General features: G+C 62.2%; 16 protein-coding genes. 5 read left to right on the top strand and 11 right to left on the bottom strand.

Features of this window, described 5'->3' with window-relative positions; genetic code table 11:
* Positions 1-234: 234 nt before the first annotated feature.
* From L6D81_RS16750 to L6D81_RS16715, 8 genes are all read right to left on the bottom strand, one after another.
* Positions 235-1,836 carry an AAA family ATPase gene (locus tag L6D81_RS16750; protein ID WP_236181111.1) on the bottom strand — a complete coding sequence of 534 codons (1,602 nt, stop codon included), beginning with the start codon at positions 1,834-1,836 and terminating at the stop codon, positions 235-237.
* A 10-nt stretch (positions 1,837-1,846) separates the two neighbouring features.
* Positions 1,847-2,947: a 3-dehydroquinate synthase gene (aroB, locus tag L6D81_RS16745; protein ID WP_236181110.1), complete on the bottom strand. Its 1,101-nt coding sequence runs from the start codon at positions 2,945-2,947 to the stop codon at positions 1,847-1,849.
* A gap of 152 nt (positions 2,948-3,099) precedes the next feature.
* Positions 3,100-3,618 (bottom strand): shikimate kinase AroK, encoded by a 519-nt coding sequence (gene aroK / locus L6D81_RS16740; RefSeq protein ID WP_011332081.1) that lies wholly within the window; start codon positions 3,616-3,618, stop codon positions 3,100-3,102.
* Positions 3,619-3,622: 4 nt separating this feature from the next.
* Complete coding sequence (locus L6D81_RS16735) at positions 3,623-5,701, bottom strand: type IV pilus secretin PilQ (RefSeq protein WP_236181109.1); 2,079 nt, start codon at positions 5,699-5,701, stop codon at positions 3,623-3,625.
* A 14-nt stretch (positions 5,702-5,715) separates the two neighbouring features.
* A complete protein-coding gene (locus L6D81_RS16730) occupies positions 5,716-6,240 on the bottom strand; it encodes a pilus assembly protein PilP (RefSeq protein WP_236181108.1) in 525 nt (174 codons plus the stop codon).
* Complete coding sequence (gene pilO, locus L6D81_RS16725; RefSeq protein WP_236181107.1) at positions 6,237-6,860, bottom strand: type 4a pilus biogenesis protein PilO; 624 nt, start codon at positions 6,858-6,860, stop codon at positions 6,237-6,239. The genes L6D81_RS16730 and pilO overlap by 4 nt, the downstream gene beginning before the upstream one ends.
* Complete coding sequence (locus L6D81_RS16720) at positions 6,857-7,423, bottom strand: PilN domain-containing protein (protein ID WP_236181106.1); 567 nt, start codon at positions 7,421-7,423, stop codon at positions 6,857-6,859. Before L6D81_RS16720 ends, pilO begins: the two co-directional genes overlap by 4 nt.
* On the bottom strand, positions 7,423-8,487 hold the full coding sequence (locus L6D81_RS16715) for a pilus assembly protein PilM (RefSeq protein WP_236181105.1): 1,065 nt from the start codon (positions 8,485-8,487) through the stop codon (positions 7,423-7,425). Before L6D81_RS16715 ends, L6D81_RS16720 begins: the two co-directional genes overlap by 1 nt.
* 219 nt (positions 8,488-8,706) lie before the next feature.
* Here L6D81_RS16715 and L6D81_RS16710 point away from each other — a divergent pair, with 219 nt between their 5' ends.
* Positions 8,707-11,151 carry a penicillin-binding protein 1A gene (locus L6D81_RS16710; protein ID WP_373874309.1) on the top strand — a complete coding sequence of 815 codons (2,445 nt, stop codon included), beginning with the start codon at positions 8,707-8,709 and terminating at the stop codon, positions 11,149-11,151.
* Positions 11,152-11,309: 158 nt separating this feature from the next.
* Here L6D81_RS16710 and L6D81_RS16705 read toward each other — a convergent pair whose 3' ends face one another.
* From L6D81_RS16705 to rpmE, 3 genes are all read right to left on the bottom strand, one after another.
* Positions 11,310-12,578 (bottom strand): malic enzyme-like NAD(P)-binding protein, encoded by a 1,269-nt coding sequence (locus L6D81_RS16705; RefSeq protein WP_007952395.1) that lies wholly within the window; start codon positions 12,576-12,578, stop codon positions 11,310-11,312.
* 183 nt (positions 12,579-12,761) lie between these two features.
* The gene (locus L6D81_RS16700; protein WP_236181103.1) at positions 12,762-13,544 is read right to left on the bottom strand and encodes a thermonuclease family protein; all 783 of its coding nucleotides are present in this window, start codon (positions 13,542-13,544) and stop codon (positions 12,762-12,764) included.
* Positions 13,545-13,585: 41 nt separating this feature from the next.
* A complete protein-coding gene (rpmE, locus tag L6D81_RS16695) occupies positions 13,586-13,804 on the bottom strand; it encodes a 50S ribosomal protein L31 (protein WP_236181102.1) in 219 nt (72 codons plus the stop codon).
* 328 nt (positions 13,805-14,132) lie between these two features.
* On the opposite strand from rpmE, the gene L6D81_RS16690 reads away from it, so the two are divergent.
* The 4 genes from L6D81_RS16690 (at position 14,133) to hslV (ending at position 19,638) form a co-directional block, all read left to right on the top strand.
* A complete protein-coding gene (locus L6D81_RS16690; RefSeq protein WP_236181101.1) occupies positions 14,133-16,352 on the top strand; it encodes a primosomal protein N' in 2,220 nt (739 codons plus the stop codon).
* A 142-nt stretch (positions 16,353-16,494) separates the two neighbouring features.
* On the top strand, positions 16,495-18,231 hold the full coding sequence (gene argS / locus L6D81_RS16685; protein WP_236181100.1) for an arginine--tRNA ligase: 1,737 nt from the start codon (positions 16,495-16,497) through the stop codon (positions 18,229-18,231).
* 1 nt (position 18,232) lies between these two features.
* Positions 18,233-18,946, top strand: a complete 714-nt coding sequence (locus L6D81_RS16680; RefSeq protein WP_236181099.1) for an SPOR domain-containing protein — start codon at positions 18,233-18,235, stop codon at positions 18,944-18,946.
* Between the two features lie 155 nt (positions 18,947-19,101).
* Positions 19,102-19,638, top strand: coding sequence for an ATP-dependent protease subunit HslV (hslV, locus tag L6D81_RS16675; RefSeq protein ID WP_236181098.1), 537 nt, complete (start codon positions 19,102-19,104; stop codon positions 19,636-19,638).
* The last annotated feature ends 16 nt before the right edge of the window (positions 19,639-19,654 follow it).

Raw genomic sequence — 19,654 nt, 5'->3', positions numbered from 1 at the left:
CACAGCGACACAGAGGCTCACAAATTTGACGACGAAATGTCGCAAATTCATGTCGCATTTGTGAAAGGTTTAAAGCGATCTGCTGTGCTAGTCAAAACTTTTTTAATTTTGACCGCAACGACTCAAAGACTACTGTGACGCAGACACCACAAGGCACGCGACCTGAAAGGAAGCGCGCACTTGTAGAAATTTTGAGGTGCTTGGAGAGGCGGCCTGGGTAAGGCCGCCGAATCTTCAGCGAGTTGTTGCCAGTTCCTGTTGGACGCTGGCGACAGTGCGAGGCCAAGGTTTACCAGCCTGAACCTTCGCTGGCAAGGCCTTGATGGCAGAAACGGCTGCATCACGATTGGCGAAGTTGCCGTAGGTGATCACGTAGAGAGGCTTGCCGTTGAGGACTTTCTTGAAATAACGGTACTCGCCGCCCTGCTCCTTGACGAAGTTTTGCGCAGTCGCTTCGGAGCTGGTGCCGAGGATCTGCACCACGTAGTTGCTGGTCGGCTGACCGGCGTACCAGCTGCCACCGGCAGCCTTGGCGACGGTAACCGGCTTCTCGGCAGGTTTGGTGGTGGCAACAGGCTTGGCAGGCGCCGGAGCCGGTTTGGCCACTGGAGCGGCCGGAGCAGGTGCCGGCTTGGCGGTAGCAACCTGGGTTGGTGCGGGGGTCGGTTTGGCCGCCGGGACAGGAACCGGGGTCGGTGCAGGACCGGCCTGAACGCCCGCGGGAGGGGCGGTGGTGGTCACGGTCGGCGGCGTATTGCTGGAACCTTCGACCGGCACGCCGTCGTCGCCCTCGGTGATTCCACCCGCCGCTTCAGCCAGCGGACCGCGCATCACCGGCTGCGAGTTGCCGACCAGCGGCAGCGGCATCGGCTGAGTATTGCCGTTGAATTCGACGGACGGCGCGCCACCCGCCTGCGGCGTGCCCTGGCCCAATGGCAGTTGCGCCTGCTCGTTGGCCGGCGCACCGGTGGTCGGTGCCTTGTTGCGACCCGGCATCAGCCAGGCCGCCGCGACCGCGACCACGACCACGGCGGATATCGCCAATACGTGTTTCTTCGGCATGTTGAACCCCATACTTGGACGCTTGACCGCAGAGCGGCTGGCAATCATGACTTCGATCAGAGCATCGCGAGCGACCTGGTTGATGTTGCCCGGCCAACCCTCTGAGCTTTCGTGAATATCAGAGATCTGATCCGCGGTGAAAAGTTCGACACCCCGGCCGGCGCCTTCGAGCCGCTGGTCGAGATACTCGCGGGTTTCTTCTTCGGTGTACGGCTGCAGTTCAATGACGTGAAAGCGCTCTTCCTCAAGGTGCAAAGCCTCGAGCTGCGCGATCAGCGACGACTCGCCGAACAGGAACACATGCGGGCGGCCTTCCGGTGCGCCGGCGCCCAGCGCCATCAGGGCTTCAAGGGCGGACTCGTCGAGCTGCTCGGCATCATCCACCAGCAGATAGACTTCCTGCCCCGTCAGCGCCAATTGAACGACCTGATCGAGGATCGCCCCGACCTCGGCCTGCGCCACGTCCAGCGCCTGGGCCACCTGACGCAGCACACCAGCGGCATCGCCGGCACCACGAGCGGAAACGACGACGCTCTGCACCGATTGCTTGTTGGTGCTGGCAACCAGCGCCTGACGCAGCAGGGTCTTGCCGCTGCCCTGGGGGCCGGTGACCACCAGCAGCAACTGGCTGTAACGCGCCAGATGATGCAGTTGACCCAGCACCGGCTTGCGCTGGGCCGGGAAGAATTTGAAGCCCGGCACCCGCGGCGCGAAAGGGTCGTGACTTAACTGGAAATGGCCGAGGAACGCCTCGTCGGCATGCAAACTAGTCATCGGAATCTTATTAACCTTTAAGCTGAGCCAGAGCGCGGTAATCCGCTCCCAGCGTGGCCTGTAGAACCTCTTTCGGATAATCGTCGGTCACCACCGCTTCGCCCATCCGGCGCAGCAGCACCAGACGCAAGCGACCGTCGATCACTTTTTTGTCAATTGCCATGTGTTCAAGAAAATCGGCTTCGGTCATCTCTTCCGGCGGGATCACCGGCAGACCGGCACGCTGGAACAAACGGATGCCGCGATCGCGCTCCTGCTCGCTGATCCAGCCCAGGCGCGCAGACATTTCCAGCGCCATCACGGTGCCAGCGGCGACCGCTTCACCATGCAACCAGACACCATAGCCCATGTGGGTTTCGATGGCGTGGCCAAAGGTGTGGCCGAGGTTGAGGGTGGCTCGTACGCCGGTTTCTTTCTCATCGGCGCCGACCACCGCTGCCTTGGCGGCGCAGGAGCGTTCGATGGCATAGGTCAGGGCCGATTGATCCAGCGCACGCAGGGCGTCGACGTTGTCTTCGAGCCAGGTCAGGAACGGTTCGTCGCAGATCAGACCGTACTTGATGACTTCCGCCAGGCCGGCCGACAGCTCGCGCGCTGGCAGGGTTTTCAGGGACGCGGTATCGATCAGCACCACGTTCGGCTGATAGAACGCGCCAACCATGTTCTTGCCCAGCGGATGGTTGATCCCGGTCTTGCCACCCACCGACGAATCGACCTGGGACAGGAGTGTGGTCGGAATCTGGATGAAATCGACGCCGCGCTGGTAGCAGGCGGCCGCGAAACCGGCCATGTCGCCGATCACACCGCCACCGAGGGCGATCACCGTGGTACGACGGTCATGACGGGCGGTCAGCAGTCCGTCGAAGATCAGTTGCAGGGTTTCCCAGTTCTTGAAAGCTTCACCGTCGGGAAGCACCACGGAAACCACCGAGAACTGCGCCAGGCTGCGGGTCAGACGCTCGAGATAGAGCGGCGCAACGGTCTCGTTGGAGACGATTGCCACTTGCCGCCCGTGGATGTGCGGAGCCAGCAGCTCAGGCTGATCCAGTAATCCTTCGCCAATGTGAATCGGGTAGCTGCGCTCGCCGAGGTCGACCTTGAGTGTCTGCATGTGTCCCCACAGTGAAGATGGAAGCAGGCGTCCTGCCCTGAATTATTGGTTGTCTGCCGCCTGTAGCGGGTATGACGCCGCTCGCACGCCATCCGCCACAACCTCGGCGGGTTGTGACAGGACGCCGAGGATAGCGCATTTCGAGCGACGCTTTAACGGGGCGGAAGCTGTGCCAGGCGGTCGAGAATATCGAGCACGACCATGCGGGGCGGCCGCTCGTCGGTTTCCACCACCAGATCGGCAATTTCCCGATAGAGCGGATCACGGATCGCCAGCAGATCACGCAGGGTTTTCTCGGGATTGGCGGTGCGCAGCAACGGCCGGTTGCGATCGCGGGAGGTGCGGCCGACCTGCTGCTCGACGGAGGCATGCAGATACACCACCCGCCCGCCCTCGTGCAGGGCCTTGCGATTGGCATCGCGCATCACCGCGCCGCCGCCGGTCGCCAGCACCACACCGTCGAACGCGCACAGCTCGGCGATCATCGCCTGCTCTCGGTCACGAAAGCCGGGCTCGCCTTCCTTGTCGAAGATCCACGGAATATTGGCGCCCGTACGCAGTTCAATTTCCTTGTCGGAATCCTTGAACGGCAGGCGCAGCTCTTTGGCCAGTAATCGGCCGATGGTGCTTTTTCCAGCCCCCATCGGTCCTACAAGAATCAAATTTCGCACAGAATCAACGACTCACAGCAATCGCCTGGTTATTCATGATACGCGGAGTGAGAAATACCAGCAGCTCGGATTTTTTCTCCGAAACCACATCACGCCGGAAAAGGCGGCCAAGATACGGCACATCGCCAAGAAATGGCACCTTATCTACAACCTTGCTTTGAGTATTTGAGAAAACGCCCCCGATCACGATGGTCTCGCCGTCGTTCACCAGCACCTTGGCATTGACCTCGTTTTTCTTGATCGGCGGTACATCCTGCACTTTGTTAAGGTAGTCCGGTTCGTCCTTGGTGACCTTCACCTCCATGATGATGCGGTTGTCCGGAGTGATCTGCGGCGTCACTTCCAGCGACAGCGACGCCTCCTTGAAGGACACCGACGTAGCGCCGCTGGAGCTGGCTTCCTGGTACGGAATCTCGGTGCCCTTGAGGATCTTCGCGGTTTCCTTGTCAGAGGTGACCACCTTGGGCTGCGAGACGATTTCGCCGTTGCCGGTCTTCTCCATCGCCGTCAGTTCAAGGTCGAGCAAGACATTGTCGGTGATGAACGCGATGCCGATTCCGGAGGTGTTGTTGACCGTGCCCATGTCGACGAACGGCGAGTTGGTGCTGGTGCTGCCCGGCGTGCCGATGGTGGTCGACGAACCGTTGCTGACCCCGGAGGTGTTCCAGTTGCCCTTGTTCTGGATCGAACCGCCCCAGCGCACGCCCAGGCTCTTGTCGTAGTCGACGTTGGCCTCGACGATCCGCGCCTCGATCATCACCTGGCGCACCGGGATATCCAGTTGCGCCACGATTCGCCGCAGCTCGTCGAGGCGATCCTGGGTCTGGTAGGCAATGATGTTGTTGGTTCGCTCATCGACGGTGATCGAACCCCGTTCGTCGACCTTGGCTTCTGCGCTGGTGACCGACTGGAACAGCTTGGCGATGTCGGCGGCCTTGGCGTAATTCACTTGCAGCAGCTCACGGCGCAGCGGGGCCAATTCGGCGATCTGTTTCTGCGATTCCAGTTCCTGCCGCTCACGGGCGGCGATTTCGTCCGCCGGCGCCACCAACAACACGTTGCCGACCTTGCGCTTGTCCAGGCCTTTGGTCTTGAGCACCAGATCCAGCGCCTGATCCCACGGCACGTTCTGCAGGCGCAAGGTGATCCCGCCTTGCACCGTATCGCTGGCTACCAGATTGAGGTTGGTGAAGTCGGCGATCAGTTGCAGCACCGAACGCACATCAATGTCCTGGAAATTGAGAGAGAGCTTTTCGCCGCTATAGCTGTTGCGGTCGGCGTTGCGCTTTTGCAGGTCATCGACGGTCAGCGGCCGGATGCTGACGGTCAGCTTGTTGTCGGTCTGGTAAGTGGAATAGTCGAAAGTACCGCTGGGTTCGACAGTGATCGTCGCCCGATCACCGCTGACACCGGCATTGACGAATTGCACCGGGGTGGCGAAATCCTTGACGTCGAGGCGCACCCGCAGCGGTTCGGGCAATTGGGTACGCGCAAAGTTGAGGATGATCTTGCCGTCGTGTTCCTGGATGTCCGGTGCGATGGCCGGATCGGACAAATCGATGACCACATTGCCCTCGCCCGCCGTGCCACGCTGGAAATCCACGCCGCGAATGGCCCTGGCGGTCGGCGCAAACGTGCGGACCGGCGCTGCCGCCGGTGCTGCGCGCGGCGCACGAGCCGCCGTACGCGGGGCAGCGGTCTTGCTGCCTTGCCCGACCACAATGAACACCGTATTGCCTTCGACCCGGGTGTCGTAAGGGGCCAGTTGCGTCAGGTTGATGATCAGTCGCGTACGATTATTGGCTTCGACCACCGTGGCCGTGCGGGCATTGCCACTGCCCAGGTCACGGATCTTGCTTGCCAGCTGACTGGCGACACCCGGCAGATCAAGGGCGATCCGTGCCGGCGAATCGGTGGTGTAGCCCTTGGGCTGCGGAGGCGGGCCGTCGAACGACAGCTTCAGCTCGACCCGGTCGCCCGGCAACGCCGCGACGTCCAGCGCCTTGAGATTGGCTGCCTGTACCATCGGCGAAAGCAGCGCTATCCATAGCGAAAAACCGAGGGTGGAGAAAATCCTGTTCATTGTTCGACTTCCACTTATGAATGCTCTTTCAAAGGAATGGTGCGTGGCCGCTCAAGCCAGGCGCCCTGGCCATCCGGAACGATTTCCACCACGTCGACCTGTGAAGCGCTGATGGCGACGATGCGCCCGTCGTTGCGGCCCAGGTAGTCGCCGACCTTGAGCCGATGGACACCGCCCGCACCCCGCAGCAGCGCGAAAGAACCTGAGGCGTTGGCAATTGTGCCGACCATTTCGAATTGCTCGATGTTGAAACCTTCGAGGTATTGCTTGACCCGGTGGGGATCGGGCTTCACGTCACGCGAACCCTGTTTCTGCCCGGCGAGATCGACCCGCAGTTGACGCGAAAACGGACTGCGCAGGTTGGCGGCGCTGTAGGTGAACGTCGGGAAGGCGCGGAATGTCGGGGTCGGCTCGATCTTGCCCGGCGGGCGCAGGCGCACTTCATTCATGTAGGCGTCGAGGTCGCTGAAGTCATCGCCGCCACAGCCACCGAGCACCGATAACAGTGCCGACAAGGCGATAAAACGGATCGGGGTCATTTCTGCTGCCCCTTGTCGTTATAGCGGTAGGTCTTGGCGAGAATGCTCATGCGCAACTTCGGCCCGCCTTCAGGACTGGCCGGCGCCAGCTCGAAATCGTGCAGGGTGACGATGCGGGGCAGCCCGGCCACGCCACTGACGAAGGTCGCAAGGTCATGATAGGCACCGGTCACGGTAATCTGGATGGGCAGCTCGATGTAGAACTGCTGGGTAACCTCCTGCAGCAGTTTGATCTCTTCGAACTCAAGACCGCTGCCCAGCCCGGTACGGGTGATGTCTTCCAGCAAACCCGGCACTTCGGTGTCACTGGGCAGTTGCCGCAACAGCACACCGAACGAGTTTTCCATCTCTTTCATCTGCTGGGTGTACAGCTCCAGATTGGCCGCCATACGCGCCTTGCTCGCGAACTGCTCCTTGAGGGTGATCTCTTCCTCACGCTTGAGTTCGAGCTGACTCTGCATGTCACTGATGAAAAAGTTATAGCCAAGCGCCAGAACCAGCACCATCAACAGCCCGCCGGCCAGGCTTTTGACCGCCGGGGGCCAGGAGCCGATATTGCTGGTGTCCAGGTCGTTGAAATCGACATTGCGCAGGCTTTCCAGCCATTCGGACGGCTTCATTGGTCGTCCTCCTCGAGCCGGGGTCGAGTCTGGCGAACGGTCAGCTGAAAAACGTTGGCCTGATCCACCTGTCCGGCGGTGGTGGCCTTCACTTCATTGAGGTTGGGCGCATCGAACCAGTCGGAGGCGTCGAGGTTGCGCATCAGGTCGGACACCCGATTGTTCGACTCCGCCGCACCGCTGATCGAGAGGGTCTCGCCGACCCTTTTCACGTCGGTGAAATACACCCCGTCGGGCAAGGTGCGCGCCAACTGATCGAAGATCCGTCCGCTGATCTGCCGGTTGCCCTGCAAGTCCTGGATGATGCGCATGCGCTCCACCAGTTGCTGGCGGTGAGCCTTGAGGTCGCTGATCTGCTTGATCCGTTCGTCGACCACGGCGATCTGCTTGCCGATGTAGTCATTGCGTACAACCTGCCGGGCGATGGCGCCGCTGATGATCTGATCAGCGATGAGCACTGCCCCCACCGAACCGACCACCACACCGATCAAGGCCAGCAGGAAGCGTTTGCGCCGCTCTTCGCGACGCTCCTCGCGCCAGGGTAAAAGGTTGATCCGCGCCATCAGTCGAAACTCCTGAGCGCGAGCCCGCAGGCAATCATCAGGGCCGGTGCATCGCTCGCCAGGGCCCCGGCGTTGACCTTGCTGCTCAAGGCCATGTCGGAAAACGGGTTGGCGACCTGGGTCGGGGTGTTCAAACGTTCTTCGATCAGCCGGTCGAGCCCGGGCACCGACGCTGTGCCGCCCGCCAGCAGAATATGGTCGACGGCGTTGTACTGGCCGGAGGCGAAAAAGAACTGCAGGGAACGCGATACCTGCTGCACCAGCGCCTCGCGAAACGGCTGCAGCACCTCGCTGACGTAGTCGTCCGGCAGGCCGCCCTGCTTCTTGGCAAGTCCCGCCTGCTCAAGGGTCAGGCCATAGCGACGCTGGATTTCCTCGGTCAGTTGTCGACCGCCGAACAGCTGTTCGCGGGTGTAGATGATCCGGCCGTCGTGCAGGACGCTGAGGGTGGTCATGGTGGCGCCGATGTCGACCACCGCCACCGTCAACCGATCCTGGGACGCGGCCAGTTGCCGGGCCAGCAGGCCGAACGAACGCTCCAGCGCATAGGCTTCGACATCCACCACCCGCGCCGTCAACCCGGCGAGGGCAAGCGCCGCCTCGCGGACCTCGACGTTTTCCTTGCGACAGGCGGCCAGCAGCACGTTGACCCGCTCAGGGTTGCGCGGCGAAACGCCCTGGACTTCGAAGTCGATGGCGACCTCGTCCAGCGGATAGGGGATGTACTGATCGGCCTCGATCCTGAGCTGGTTTTCCAGTTCATCGTCGGACAGCCCGGCGTCCATCTCGATGACCTTGGTGATCACCGCCGAGCCGGCCACCGCCACCGCCACGGTTTTCAGCCCGGTGCGCGCCTTGACCAGCACCCGGGACAGGGCCTGACCGACGCCCTCGAGTTCGGCGATGTTCTTTTCGACCACGGCACTCGCCGGCAACGGCTCCACCGCATACGCCTCGACCCGGTAGCGCTCTCCCTGACGGCTCAGCTCCAGCAGCTTCACCGACGTGGAGCTGATGTCGATCCCCAGTAACGTATTGGCCTTTTTATTGAAGAGTCCTAGCACTACCAATTCCCTATGACTTTCCGTGAGTTACGGACTCTGTAATGCGCATTGCGTTCCCTCGCCCCGTCTTGACAGAAGCGCAAATGACGCCCCCTGCGGAAAAGTGCTTATAATGCCCAGCGATTTTTTCCGCTTTTTACTGCTGGCGCGGGTCGTTCTGTGTGTTGCCCGGAACCCTGTCGCCCAATTCATTCTTTGCGTGGATGTCCAAAAGCCTTGATTCGTCTGCTGAAATTTTTCGGTTGGTCCATCGTCGCCGTTTTCTGCGGACTGCTTTTAGGTCTCAGCGGCGCGTTTCTTTACCTTAGTCCGGGTTTGCCGTCTGTGGAGGCGCTGAGAAGCATTCAGTTGCAGATTCCCCTGCGGGTGTACAGCAGCGACAACAAGCTGATCGCAGAATTTGGCGAAATGCGCCGCACACCGATCCGTTTCGCCGACATTCCCCCCAATTTCATCAATGCGTTACTAAGTGCTGAAGACGACAACTTCGCCAACCACTACGGCGTCGATCCGAGCAGCCTGATGCGTGCCGCGACCCAACTGGTCAAGAGCGGCCACATCCAGTCCGGTGGCAGCACCATCACCATGCAAGTGGCGAAGAACTTCTTCCTGACCAGCGAACGCAGCTTTTCGCGCAAGGCCACGGAAATCCTTCTGGCCCTGCAGATCGAACGACAGCTGACCAAGGACGAGATCCTGGAGCTGTACGTGAACAAGATCTATCTGGGCAACCGCGCCTACGGCATCGAGGCGGCGGCGCAGGTGTATTACGGCAAGTCGATCCGCGACGTCAGCCTGGCGCAGATGGCGATGATTGCCGGCCTGCCGAAAGCCCCGTCGCGCTTCAACCCGCTGGCCAACCCGGCGCGCAGCAAGGAGCGGCGTGACTGGATCCTCGGCCGCATGTACAAACTCGGCAAGATCAGCGAAGCCGACTACACCGCCGCGATCAACGAGCCACTGAACGCCAGCTATCACGTGCCGACCCCGGAAGTGAACGCGCCGTACATCGCCGAGATGGCCCGTGCGGAAATGGTCGGCCGCTACGGCAGCGACGCCTATACCGAAGGTTTCCGCGTCACCACCACGGTGTCGAGCACCCTCCAGGAAATGGCCAACACCGCGCTGCACGAAGGCCTGATGACCTACGACCAGCGTCACGGCTACCGTGGCCCCGAGTCGCGCCTGCCGGGTAAGACCCGTGAGGCCTGGGCCACTGAACTGACCAAGCAACGCACCATCAGCAGCCTTGAACCGGCCATCGTTACCCAGGTCGACAAGAACGGCCTGCAAGTACTCACCCGCACCGGCGAAGAGCACGTGGCGTGGGACACCATGAAATGGGCCCGTCCGTTCCTCAATACCAACAGCATGGGTGCCAACCCGCGCCAGCCGTCGGATGTGGCACAGATCGGCGACCTGATTCGCGTGCAGCGCCAGCCGAACAATTCGTTGAAGTTCAGCCAGATTCCACAGGCGCAGGGCGCGCTGGTGTCGCTGGATCCGCAGAACGGCGCGATCCGTTCGCTGGTCGGCGGTTTCGCCTTCGAGCAGAGCAACTACAACCGCGCGATGCAGGCCAAGCGGCAGCCGGGCTCGAGCTTCAAGCCATTCGTCTACAGCGCTGCGCTGGATAACGGCTACACCGCCGCCAGCCTGGTCAACGACGCGCCGATCGTGTTCGTCGACGAATACCTGGACAAGGTCTGGCGTCCAAAGAACGACAACAACACCTTCCTCGGTCCGATCCGCCTGCGTGAGGCGCTGTACAAGTCGCGCAACCTGGTGTCGATCCGCCTGCTGCAGGCGATGGGCGTGGGCAAGACCATCGACTACATCACCCGCTTCGGCTTCAACAAGCAGGACCTGCCGCCCAACCTGTCCCTGGCACTGGGCACCGCGACCCTGACGCCGATGGAAATCGCCACCGGCTGGAGCACCTTCGCCAACGGCGGCTACAAGATCACTCCGTTCATCATCGACAGGATCGAAAGCCGCAACGGCGACACGCTGTTCGTCGCCAACCCGCCGACCGTACCGCAGGGCGACGCAGCCACCGACGGCATCGCAGCACCGGCAACCCAGTCGTTCACCGTCAACGCAGCGCCGGTTCCGGGCGAAGCACCAGGCAGTACTGCCGTGCCGCAAGCCCCCGCAGTCGCCGAGCGAATCGTCGATGGCCGTACCACTTACATCCTCAACAGCATGTTGCAGGACGTGATCAAGCTCGGCACCGGCCGTCGCGCACTGGCCCTGGGTCGCAGCGACATCGCCGGCAAGACCGGTACCACCAACGAATCCAAGGATGCGTGGTTCTCCGGCTACAACGCCGATTACGTGACCACCGTGTGGACCGGTTTCGACCAGCCGGAAAGCCTCGGTCGCCGGGAGTTCGGCGGCACCGTGGCACTGCCGATCTGGATGAACTACATGGCCGCCGCGCTCAAGGACAAGCCACCGCATGTCCAGCCGGAGCCGGAAGGCATCCTCAGCCTGCGGGTGGATCCAGTCAGCGGTCGCGCAGCATCGCCGAGCACACCGGGCGCCTACTTCGAGTTGTTCAAGGCCGAAGACACGCCACCGTCGGTCAACGAGATCGGCAGTGGCGCAGTGCCGGGCAGTCCGTTGCCGGCGGATGAACAGGCGCCGATCGATCTGTTCTGATCCTGATCCGCTGAAAAGCCCCGCCTTCGTGAGAAGTGCGGGGCTTTTTATTGCCTGCGTTTTTTGCAGCGATGCGGCCGGCCCGATGCAAAACCCTCAGGCAATAAAAAGCCCCGACTCTCAGGAGCCGGGGCTTTCGGTTGAAGCGCTACAACGACTTAGCCGTTGAACACGTCATCCACGCTTTTCAGCGGGTAGTTCTTCGGATACGGCAGGGTCGCCACACCAGTCTCGATCGCGGCCTTGGCCACGGCGTCGGAGATCACGGTGATCAGGCGCTTGTCCATTGGCTTCGGAATGATGTACTCACGGCCGAATTCCAGGGAGATACCGCCGTAGGCGTCGCAGACTTCCTGCGGTACCGGCAGCTTGGCCAGTTCGCGCAGGGCGTTGGCGGCAGCGATCTTCATTTCTTCGTTGATGCGCTTGGCGCGAACGTCCAGGGCACCCCGGAAGATGAACGGGAAGCCCAGTACGTTGTTGACCTGGTTCGGGTAGTCCGAACGGCCGGTGGCCATGATCACGTCGTTACGGGTGGCGTGAGCCAGTTCCGGGGAGATTTCCGGATCCGGGTTGGAGCAGGCGAAGACGATCGGGTTGGCCGCCATGCGCTTGAGTTGCTCGGCGCTCAGCAGGTTCGGGCCCGACAGGCCGACGAATACGTCAGCGCCTTCGATGGCGTCGTCCAGGGTGCGTTTCTCGGTAGGGTGAGCAAACACAGCCTTGTACTGGTTCAGGTCGTCACGGCCAGCGTGGATCACGCCAGTACGGTCAACCATGAAGATGTTTTCGACCTTGGCGCCCATGCTCACCAGCAATTTCATGCAGGAGATGGCGGCGGCGCCAGCACCCAGGCAGACGATCTTGGCGTCGGCCAGGGTTTTGCCAGCGATTTCCAGGGCGTTGATCATGCCCGCAGCGGTCACGATCGCGGTGCCGTGCTGGTCATCGTGGAAGACCGGAATGTCGCACTGCTCGATCAGCGCGCGTTCGATCTCAAAGCACTCGGGTGCCTTGATGTCTTCCAGGTTGATGCCACCGAAGGTGATAGAGATGCGTTTTACGGTGTCGATAAAGGCTTGCGGGCTTTCGGAGTCGACTTCGATGTCGAAGACGTCGATGCCGGCGAAGCGCTTGAACAGCACGCCTTTACCTTCCATGACGGGCTTGGAAGCCAGTGGGCCGAGGTTACCCAGACCCAGAATCGCGGTGCCATCGGAAATGACTGCAACCAGGTTGCCCTTGCCGGTGTACTTGTAGGCCAGTTCAGGATCGCGGGCGATCTCGCGCACTGGTTCAGCTACGCCGGGGCTGTAGGCCAGCGAGAGGTCGCGGGCGGTAGCAGTGGCCTTGGTGAGCTCGACACTCAGCTTTCCTGGACGAGGATTGGCATGATATTCGAGAGCGGCAGTTTTCAGATCAGACATTTTGGCATTCCGCTTTTTACTGTTGGACAGACTGGTCAGCGAGGATACGCGCCTCGCAAAGTCCCCACAAGACTGACCGGTCACCCCTGTCAAGCGCCCTGCCCTACGACTTTGGGCCAAGAGCCACGGCGCACAAGGGCTACACTGTTCACAATCGACAGAAAAAATGTCTACAATTTTTTCTCAACGGGACGGCTGGAGCATCGAGGGATCGGTCAGCGGCAAGAGCCAACGCGCCTGACCTGATTTCAACCCACCGCGCCGAGCACGGTCGACCACCCAGCCACGGGCCTCGATCCTCTTGCCCTTCAACGCTTGCAGCGAAGTGCCGGCGAAGCGATCCAGCAGATTGGGTGCAACGCGCAGTACAAGCTTGTCCTGTAACTCGATCCAGATTCCGCCGCGATTGCGTTGGACCTTGCTCACACGACCGCTGACCAGCGCGAAACCCGAGCGCTCGATCTGCTCCGCTTTCAGTACAGGAGAGCGCTTCCAGAGGCCAAACCCGGCCTGCCGCGCACGGCGTTCGGCGGCTTGCTGACAATCGACCAGATCGACATTCGGCGCGACCGCGACCTGGAAACCAAGGCCATCGGCGAGCATCTGCGCTTCGAGGTTCTCACCCTTGGCATTGAACACGTGGGCCAGGGTACGGCCGTAATGGTCTTTGGCCTGGGCACCCAGTCGCAGTCCAACCCGCCCGTCGCTCTCGGCGACCAGCGCTTCGAGGCGCCTGCGCGCAGCCACCGCAAACGGCTCGTCGCTGCGGCCCTGCTTGCCGAGTTCGGGCGTATTGAGGCCGATCATCCGCACATTGCGCCCGTCGCTCAGGCGCAGGGTGTCGCCGTCGACCACCCGCTGCACCGTGACGCTGTCCAGCCCGGCCGGCGCCGGACAGAAGGCCTGGGCGGCGGAGAGCCAAATCGCGGACACAAAAAAGGCGCCCGCAAGGGACGCCTTTTTCATCAGACCGGAAAAGCCGCTGAGGTTTTCCAGAATGAAGGGCCTTAGGCCTTTTTCGCGCCGAAAGCACCGAAACGGTCGGCGAACTTCTGAACGCGACCACCGGTGTCCAGAGTCTTCTGCTTACCGGTGTAGAACGGGTGGCACTCGTTGCAAACGTCGATCGCCAGGGCTTTGCCGAAGGTCGAACGGGTTTCGAACTTGTTGCCGCAGCTGCAAGTTACTGCAACTTCTGGGTAATTCGGGTGGACATCGGCTTTCATGGTGTTTTCCTCAGCTGGCGTGCCGCCATCCAACACGATTGTTGAATACCGCACGTAATTAGGCCGCGGATTCTACCAGACAATGCTAATCACGCAAGCTGTCAGGGGTGCCCTCCATCAGAAAAGACTGTTCAATGTTGACGGCGTCTTTTGACGTCAGGCTGCGTTGCTACTCCTCCCCATAGCAAGCGATGAGTCGTCGTAGCGCCTTGCCTCACGCCAAAATCCACTCGTCAACATTTGAACGCTTTCCTGATGGAGGACACAGAACCGACCGTCTGCTAGGCTCCCGCCCTTCTCCACCGCCCCGCCTATGAGAATCCCCCGCGTGCCCGACGCCATTCTGCGCCTCGCCCTGCCTTCGCCCCTGCGCCGCCTGTTCGACTATCGGGCCCCGGCCGGCGTGCTGCGTTCGCAGTTGCAAGCGGGCATGCGCCTGCGGGTGCCGTTCGGCCGGCGGGAGATGATCGGGATTCTGGTGGAAGTGACCGACACCAGCGAAGTGCCGGTGGAAAAGCTCAAACCGGCGCTGGCCCTGCTCGACGCCACCGCTCCGCTACCGCCGGCACTGTTCAAGCTGTGCCTATGGACGGCCCAGTATTATCAGCACAGCCTCGGCGACACCCTGAGCTGGGCCCTGCCGGTGCTGCTACGCCAGGGCGAGCTGGCCGAAGCCCGTCAGGAGCGCTTCTGGTCGGTGACTCCCGGCGCCAGCCTCGATGACCCGCGCATCGCCCGCGCCCCGCGCCAGCGTGAAGCCTTGGCGACGCTGGCCCAGCACCCCCACGGCGTCGCCCATCAGTTGCTGAGCAAACTGATGCTGAGCAAGGACAGCCTCGATCTGCTGCTGGCCAAGGATCTGGTGCAGGTCGAAGTGCGCCGCCACGCCCCCGGCGCACGCCATGAACACTGGCTCGCCCAGCCCGAGCTGCCGCTCAACAGCGAACAACGTGCTGCCTACGAGGCGATCCGCGCCGGGTTCGACAGTTATCACGCGTTTCTGCTCGCCGGGGTCACCGGCAGCGGCAAGACCGAAGTCTATTTGCAGCTGATCCGCGAAACCCTCGAGGCCGGCAAACAGGCGCTGGTGCTGATCCCGGAGATCAACCTCGGCCCGCAGACCCTGGCCCGTTTCGAACAACGCTTCAATGCGCGCATCGCCCTGCTGCACTCGGCGGTCAACGATCGCGATCGCCTCGACGCCTGGCTCGCCGCCCGCGATGGCGAGGCCGACATTATTATCGGCACCCGCTCGGCGCTGTTCACCCCGATGAAAAATCCGGGGCTGATCATCATCGACGAAGAACACGACGGTTCCTATAAACAGCAGGAAGGCCTGCGCTACCACGCGCGGGATCTGGCGCTGGTGCGGGCGCGGCAGGAAAACATCCCGATCGTGCTCGGTTCCGCGACGCCATCGCTGGAAAGCCTGCACAACGCCTACACCGGTCGCTACGGACTCCTACGCCTGAACGAACGGGCCGGTGGCGCCAAGCAACCGCGTTTCCTGCGCCTGGATGTGAAAAGTCGCCCACTGGACAGCGGCATCTCCGGGCCGATGCAGCAAGCCATCGGCCAGACCCTCGCCGCCGGCCAGCAGGTATTGGTGTTCCTCAACCGCCGGGGTTTTGCTCCGACACTGCTGTGCCACGATTGCGGCTGGATGTCCGAGTGTCAACGCTGCGATGCGCGGATGACCGTGCACCAGCGCTACGGCGAACTGCGCTGCCACCACTGCGGTTACGTCGAGCGCGTGCCGCGCCAGTGCCCGAAGTGCAACAAGGTCGATCTGCGGCCCGTGGGCGCCGGCACCGAGCGGGCCGAGGAACGGCTGGCGATTCTGTTCCCGGATTATCCGGTGTTGCGCGTCGACCGTGACAGCACGTCGCGCAAGGACGCGATGAACCAGTTGTTCGCCACGATCCAGAAAGGTCAGCCGTGCATTCTGGTCGGCACCCAGATGTTGGCCAAGGGGCACCATTTTCCCCGAGTCACCCTGGTGTCGATCCTCGATGCCGACGGTGGGCTGTTCTCCGGCGACTTCCGCGCCAGCGAGCGCATGGCGCAGCTGATCGTGCAGGTCGCCGGGCGCGCCGGGCGTGCAGAAGAGCCGGGCAAGGTGATCATCCAGACCCACCTCGCCGACCATCCTTTATTGGTGCAATTGACCGAGCAGGGTTACTTCGCCTTCGCCGAACAGGCCCTGAGCGAACGCCGCGCCGCCGGCCTGCCGCCGTTCGCCCATCTGGCGCTGCTGCGCGCCGAAGCGCACAAACCGGGACAGGCCGAAGGTTTTCTCGATGAAGCCTGCAGCGAGGCCGAGCGCTTGCTGACCGAGCAGAACCTGAGCGGCATTGAACTGCTTGGCCCCGTGCCGGCGCCGATGGAACGTCGGGCCGGACGCTACCGCGCGCAGCTGCTGTTGCAGGCCACGGCCCGGGCGCCGCTGCACCGATTGCTGGCGAGCTGGCTGCTGGTGCTGGAACAGATGCCAAGCGGCCGGGCGGTGCGCTGGTCGCTGGATGTCGATCCGGTGGATCTGTACTGACCGGGCAAAACCGGCCGAATTGTCACCACACATCCACATCCTGCCTGCTAAGGTTGGCAAGCCCGTCTTCGCAACGGATAATGCCCAGTTTTTCCACCCGCGCATCGATGCGCCGCCGCGCTTGCGGTCGAAAGAGAAGACCATGAAAGACACCATTCGCCAGCTGATCCAACAAGCCCTCACCCAACTCGTCAACGAAGGTGTGTTGCCTGAAGGCCTGACGCCGGCGATCCAGGTGGAAAACGCCCGGGACAAGACCCACGGCGACTTCGCCAGCAACATCGCGATGATGCTGGCCAAGCCTGCCGGCATGAAGCCGCGCGATCTGGCGGAAAAAATCATCGCCGCCCTGCCGGCTGACGAAAACGTCACCAAGGCCGAAATCGCCGGCCCAGGCTTCATCAACTTCTTCCAGAACACTCAAGCACTGGCCTCGCGCCTCGACGCCGCCCTGGCCGACGATCACGTTGGCGTACGCAAGGCCGGCCCGACGCAACGCACCGTGGTCGACCTGTCGGCACCGAACCTGGCCAAAGAGATGCACGTCGGCCACTTGCGCTCGACCATCATCGGCGACGGCGTGGCCCGTGTGCTCGAGTTCCTCGGCGACACCGTGATCCGCCAGAACCACGTCGGCGACTGGGGCACCCAGTTCGGCATGCTGATGGCGTACCTGCAGGAAAACCCGATCACCAGCGACGAGCTGTCGGACCTGGAAAACTTCTACCGCGCCGCCAAGCAGCGTTTCGACGAGTCCCCGGAATTCGCCGACCGCGCCCGTGGTCTGGTGGTCAAGTTGCAGGCCGGCGATGTCGAATGCCTGGCGCTGTGGACCAGGTTCAAGGACATCTCGCTGTCGCACTGCCAGAAGATCTACGAACTGCTCAACGTCAAACTGACCATGGCCGACGTGATGGGCGAAAGCGCCTACAACGACGACCTGATCAACGTGGTCAACGACCTGAAAGCCGCCGGCATGCTGGTCGAAAGCAACGGCGCCCAGTGCGTGTTCCTCGACGAATTCAAGAACGCCGAAGGCGAGCCGCTGCCGGTGATCATCGTCAAGGCTGATGGCGGCTATCTGTACGCCACCACCGACCTGGCGGCCGTGCGTTATCGCAGCGGCAAGCTGAAGGCCGACCGAGCGCTGTACTTTGTCGACCAGCGTCAGGCCCTGCACTTCCAGCAGGTGTTCGCCGTGGCGCGCAAGGCCGGCTTCGTGACCCATCCGATGGAAATGGAACACATGGGCTTCGGCACCATGAACGGCGCCGACGGCCGTCCGTTCAAGACCCGTGACGGCGGCACCGTGAAGTTGATCGATCTGCTGACCGAAGCGCAGGAACGTGCCTACAGCCTGGTGAAGGAAAAGAACCCGACACTGGCCGAAGAAGAACTGCGTGCCATCGCCAAAGTGGTCGGCATCGGCGCGGTGAAATACGCCGACCTGTCCAAGCACCGCACCAGCGACTACAGCTTCAACTTCGACCTGATGCTCAACTTCGAAGGCAACACCGCGCCATACCTGCTGTACGCCTACACCCGCGTGGCCGGTGTGTTCCGCAAACTGGGCAAGGATTTCAGCGAAGTCGACGGCCAGATCGTCCTCGAAGCGGCGCACGAACAGGAACTGGCGGCCAAACTGGCGCAGTTCGGTGAAGTGCTGAACAACGTCGCGGAAAAGGGTACGCCGCACACCCTGTGCACCTACCTGTACGACGTTGCCGGCCTGTTCTCCAGCTTCTACGAGAACTGCCCGATCCTCGCCGCCGATACCCCGGCACAAATGCAAAGCCGTCTGCGCCTTGCCGCGCTGACCGGCCGTACCCTCAAGCAAGGCCTGGAACTGCTCGGCCTGGAAACCCTGGAGCGCATGTAAGTTGGCTGCCAAGAAAAAACCTGCACCCAAGCGTGGCGCCAGCCGTTACCAAGCTCCAGCGAAGCAGCCGATTCCGGGCTGGCTGTGGATGGCCATCGGCCTGACGGTCGGCGCGTTCATCGTGTTCCTGATGAAACTGGAGCCGGGCAAGGGCAGCGACACGGTCAAGCGCGAGAAGGTCGAGCAACAGCAACAACAGAAAGCCACCAGGATCGCCGAGGCCAACAAGACCCCGCCGAGCCCGACGCAACCGGTGAAGCCGAAGTACGACTTCTACACCCTGCTGCCGGAATCGGAAGTGATCGTGCCGCCGGAGGCGGTGCCGGAGAAAACCCTGCCGACGCCACAAGTGCCGGCGATCCCGACCACGCCGGTGACCCCGGCCGAAGCGGCGAAGATCGACACGGCGCGCGCCCAGGCAGCACTGGCCGGGATCACCCCGCCGCCAGCGCCACCGGTGAAGGCTGCACCCGTGACCAAGTTCTTCCTCCAGGCCGGCTCGTTCCGCAAAGAGACGGATGCCGACAAGGTGCGCGCGCAGATCATTCTGCTCGGTCAGGCGGTGGCGGTTGAGTCCGGGACGGTGAAGGATGAAACCTGGTATCGCGTACTGGTCGGCCCGTTCAGCAACCGCGAACAGCTGACCACTGCCCAGAAACAACTGGCGGGCGCGGGTTTCAGCAACCTGTTGTTACAACAACGCCAGAGCCGCTAACAACTCCCCACTGATCGTTCCCACGCTCTGCGTGGGGACGATCACCTGGAAACCACCGCTCGTCCCCTCTCCCGCCCCGCAGTTGAAATCCTCTCCATCACCCCCATATGAATGGGCATAAGGCATTTTCGCCCCGCAGTGTGGAGACTCTTCCCTTGACCACCATCGTTTCAGTCCGCCGCCACGGCAAAGTCGTCATGGGCGGCGACGGCCAGGTTTCTCTCGGCAATACCGTGATGAAAGGCAACGCGAAGAAAGTTCGTCGCCTGTACCACGGCGAAGTCATCGCCGGTTTCGCCGGTGCCACCGCCGACGCCTTCACCCTGTTCGAACGTTTCGAAGGCCAGCTCGAGAAACACCAGGGCCACCTGATCCGCGCCGCCGTCGAACTCGCCAAAGAATGGCGCACCGACCGCTCCCTGAGCCGCCTCGAAGCGATGCTCGCGGTCGCCAACAAGGACGCCTCGCTGATCATCACCGGCAACGGTGACGTGGTCGAACCCGAAGACGGCCTGATCGCCATGGGTTCCGGAGGCGGCTATGCGCAAGCCGCCGCCAGCGCCCTGCTGAAGAAGACCGATCTGTCGGCCCGGGAAATCGTCGAGACCGCTCTCGGCATCGCCGGCGACATCTGTGTATTCACCAACCACAACCAGACCATTGAGGAGCAGGATCTCGCTGACCAAGCCTGACGCGGCCCCTGTGCCA

The sequence above is a fragment of the Pseudomonas sputi genome (assembly GCF_021603585.1).
GTDB lineage: Bacteria > Pseudomonadota > Gammaproteobacteria > Pseudomonadales > Pseudomonadaceae > Aquipseudomonas > Aquipseudomonas sputi.
The sequence above is the reverse complement of the archived record's forward strand: the minus strand, read 5'-3'. Positions and strand labels throughout refer to the sequence as shown.

What these genes read in the sequence shown, in the direction of transcription:
- L6D81_RS16750 (WP_236181111.1), bottom strand. Translation starts at nt 1,836, where the DNA reads ATGACTAGTTTGCATGCCGACGAGGCGTTCCTCGGCCATTTCCAGTTA.
- argS (WP_236181100.1), top strand. Translation starts at nt 16,495, where the DNA reads ATGAAAGACACCATTCGCCAGCTGATCCAACAAGCCCTCACCCAACTC.
- L6D81_RS16730 (WP_236181108.1), bottom strand. Translation starts at nt 6,240, where the DNA reads ATGACCCCGATCCGTTTTATCGCCTTGTCGGCACTGTTATCGGTGCTC.
- rpmE (WP_236181102.1), bottom strand. Translation starts at nt 13,804, where the DNA reads ATGAAAGCCGATGTCCACCCGAATTACCCAGAAGTTGCAGTAACTTGC.
- L6D81_RS16735 (WP_236181109.1), bottom strand. Translation starts at nt 5,701, where the DNA reads ATGAACAGGATTTTCTCCACCCTCGGTTTTTCGCTATGGATAGCGCTG.
- L6D81_RS16700 (WP_236181103.1), bottom strand. Translation starts at nt 13,544, where the DNA reads ATGAAAAAGGCGTCCCTTGCGGGCGCCTTTTTTGTGTCCGCGATTTGG.
- pilO (WP_236181107.1), bottom strand. Translation starts at nt 6,860, where the DNA reads ATGAAGCCGTCCGAATGGCTGGAAAGCCTGCGCAATGTCGATTTCAAC.
- L6D81_RS16720 (WP_236181106.1), bottom strand. Translation starts at nt 7,423, where the DNA reads ATGGCGCGGATCAACCTTTTACCCTGGCGCGAGGAGCGTCGCGAAGAG.
- L6D81_RS16705 (WP_007952395.1), bottom strand. Translation starts at nt 12,578, where the DNA reads ATGTCTGATCTGAAAACTGCCGCTCTCGAATATCATGCCAATCCTCGT.
- aroB (WP_236181110.1), bottom strand. Translation starts at nt 2,947, where the DNA reads ATGCAGACACTCAAGGTCGACCTCGGCGAGCGCAGCTACCCGATTCAC.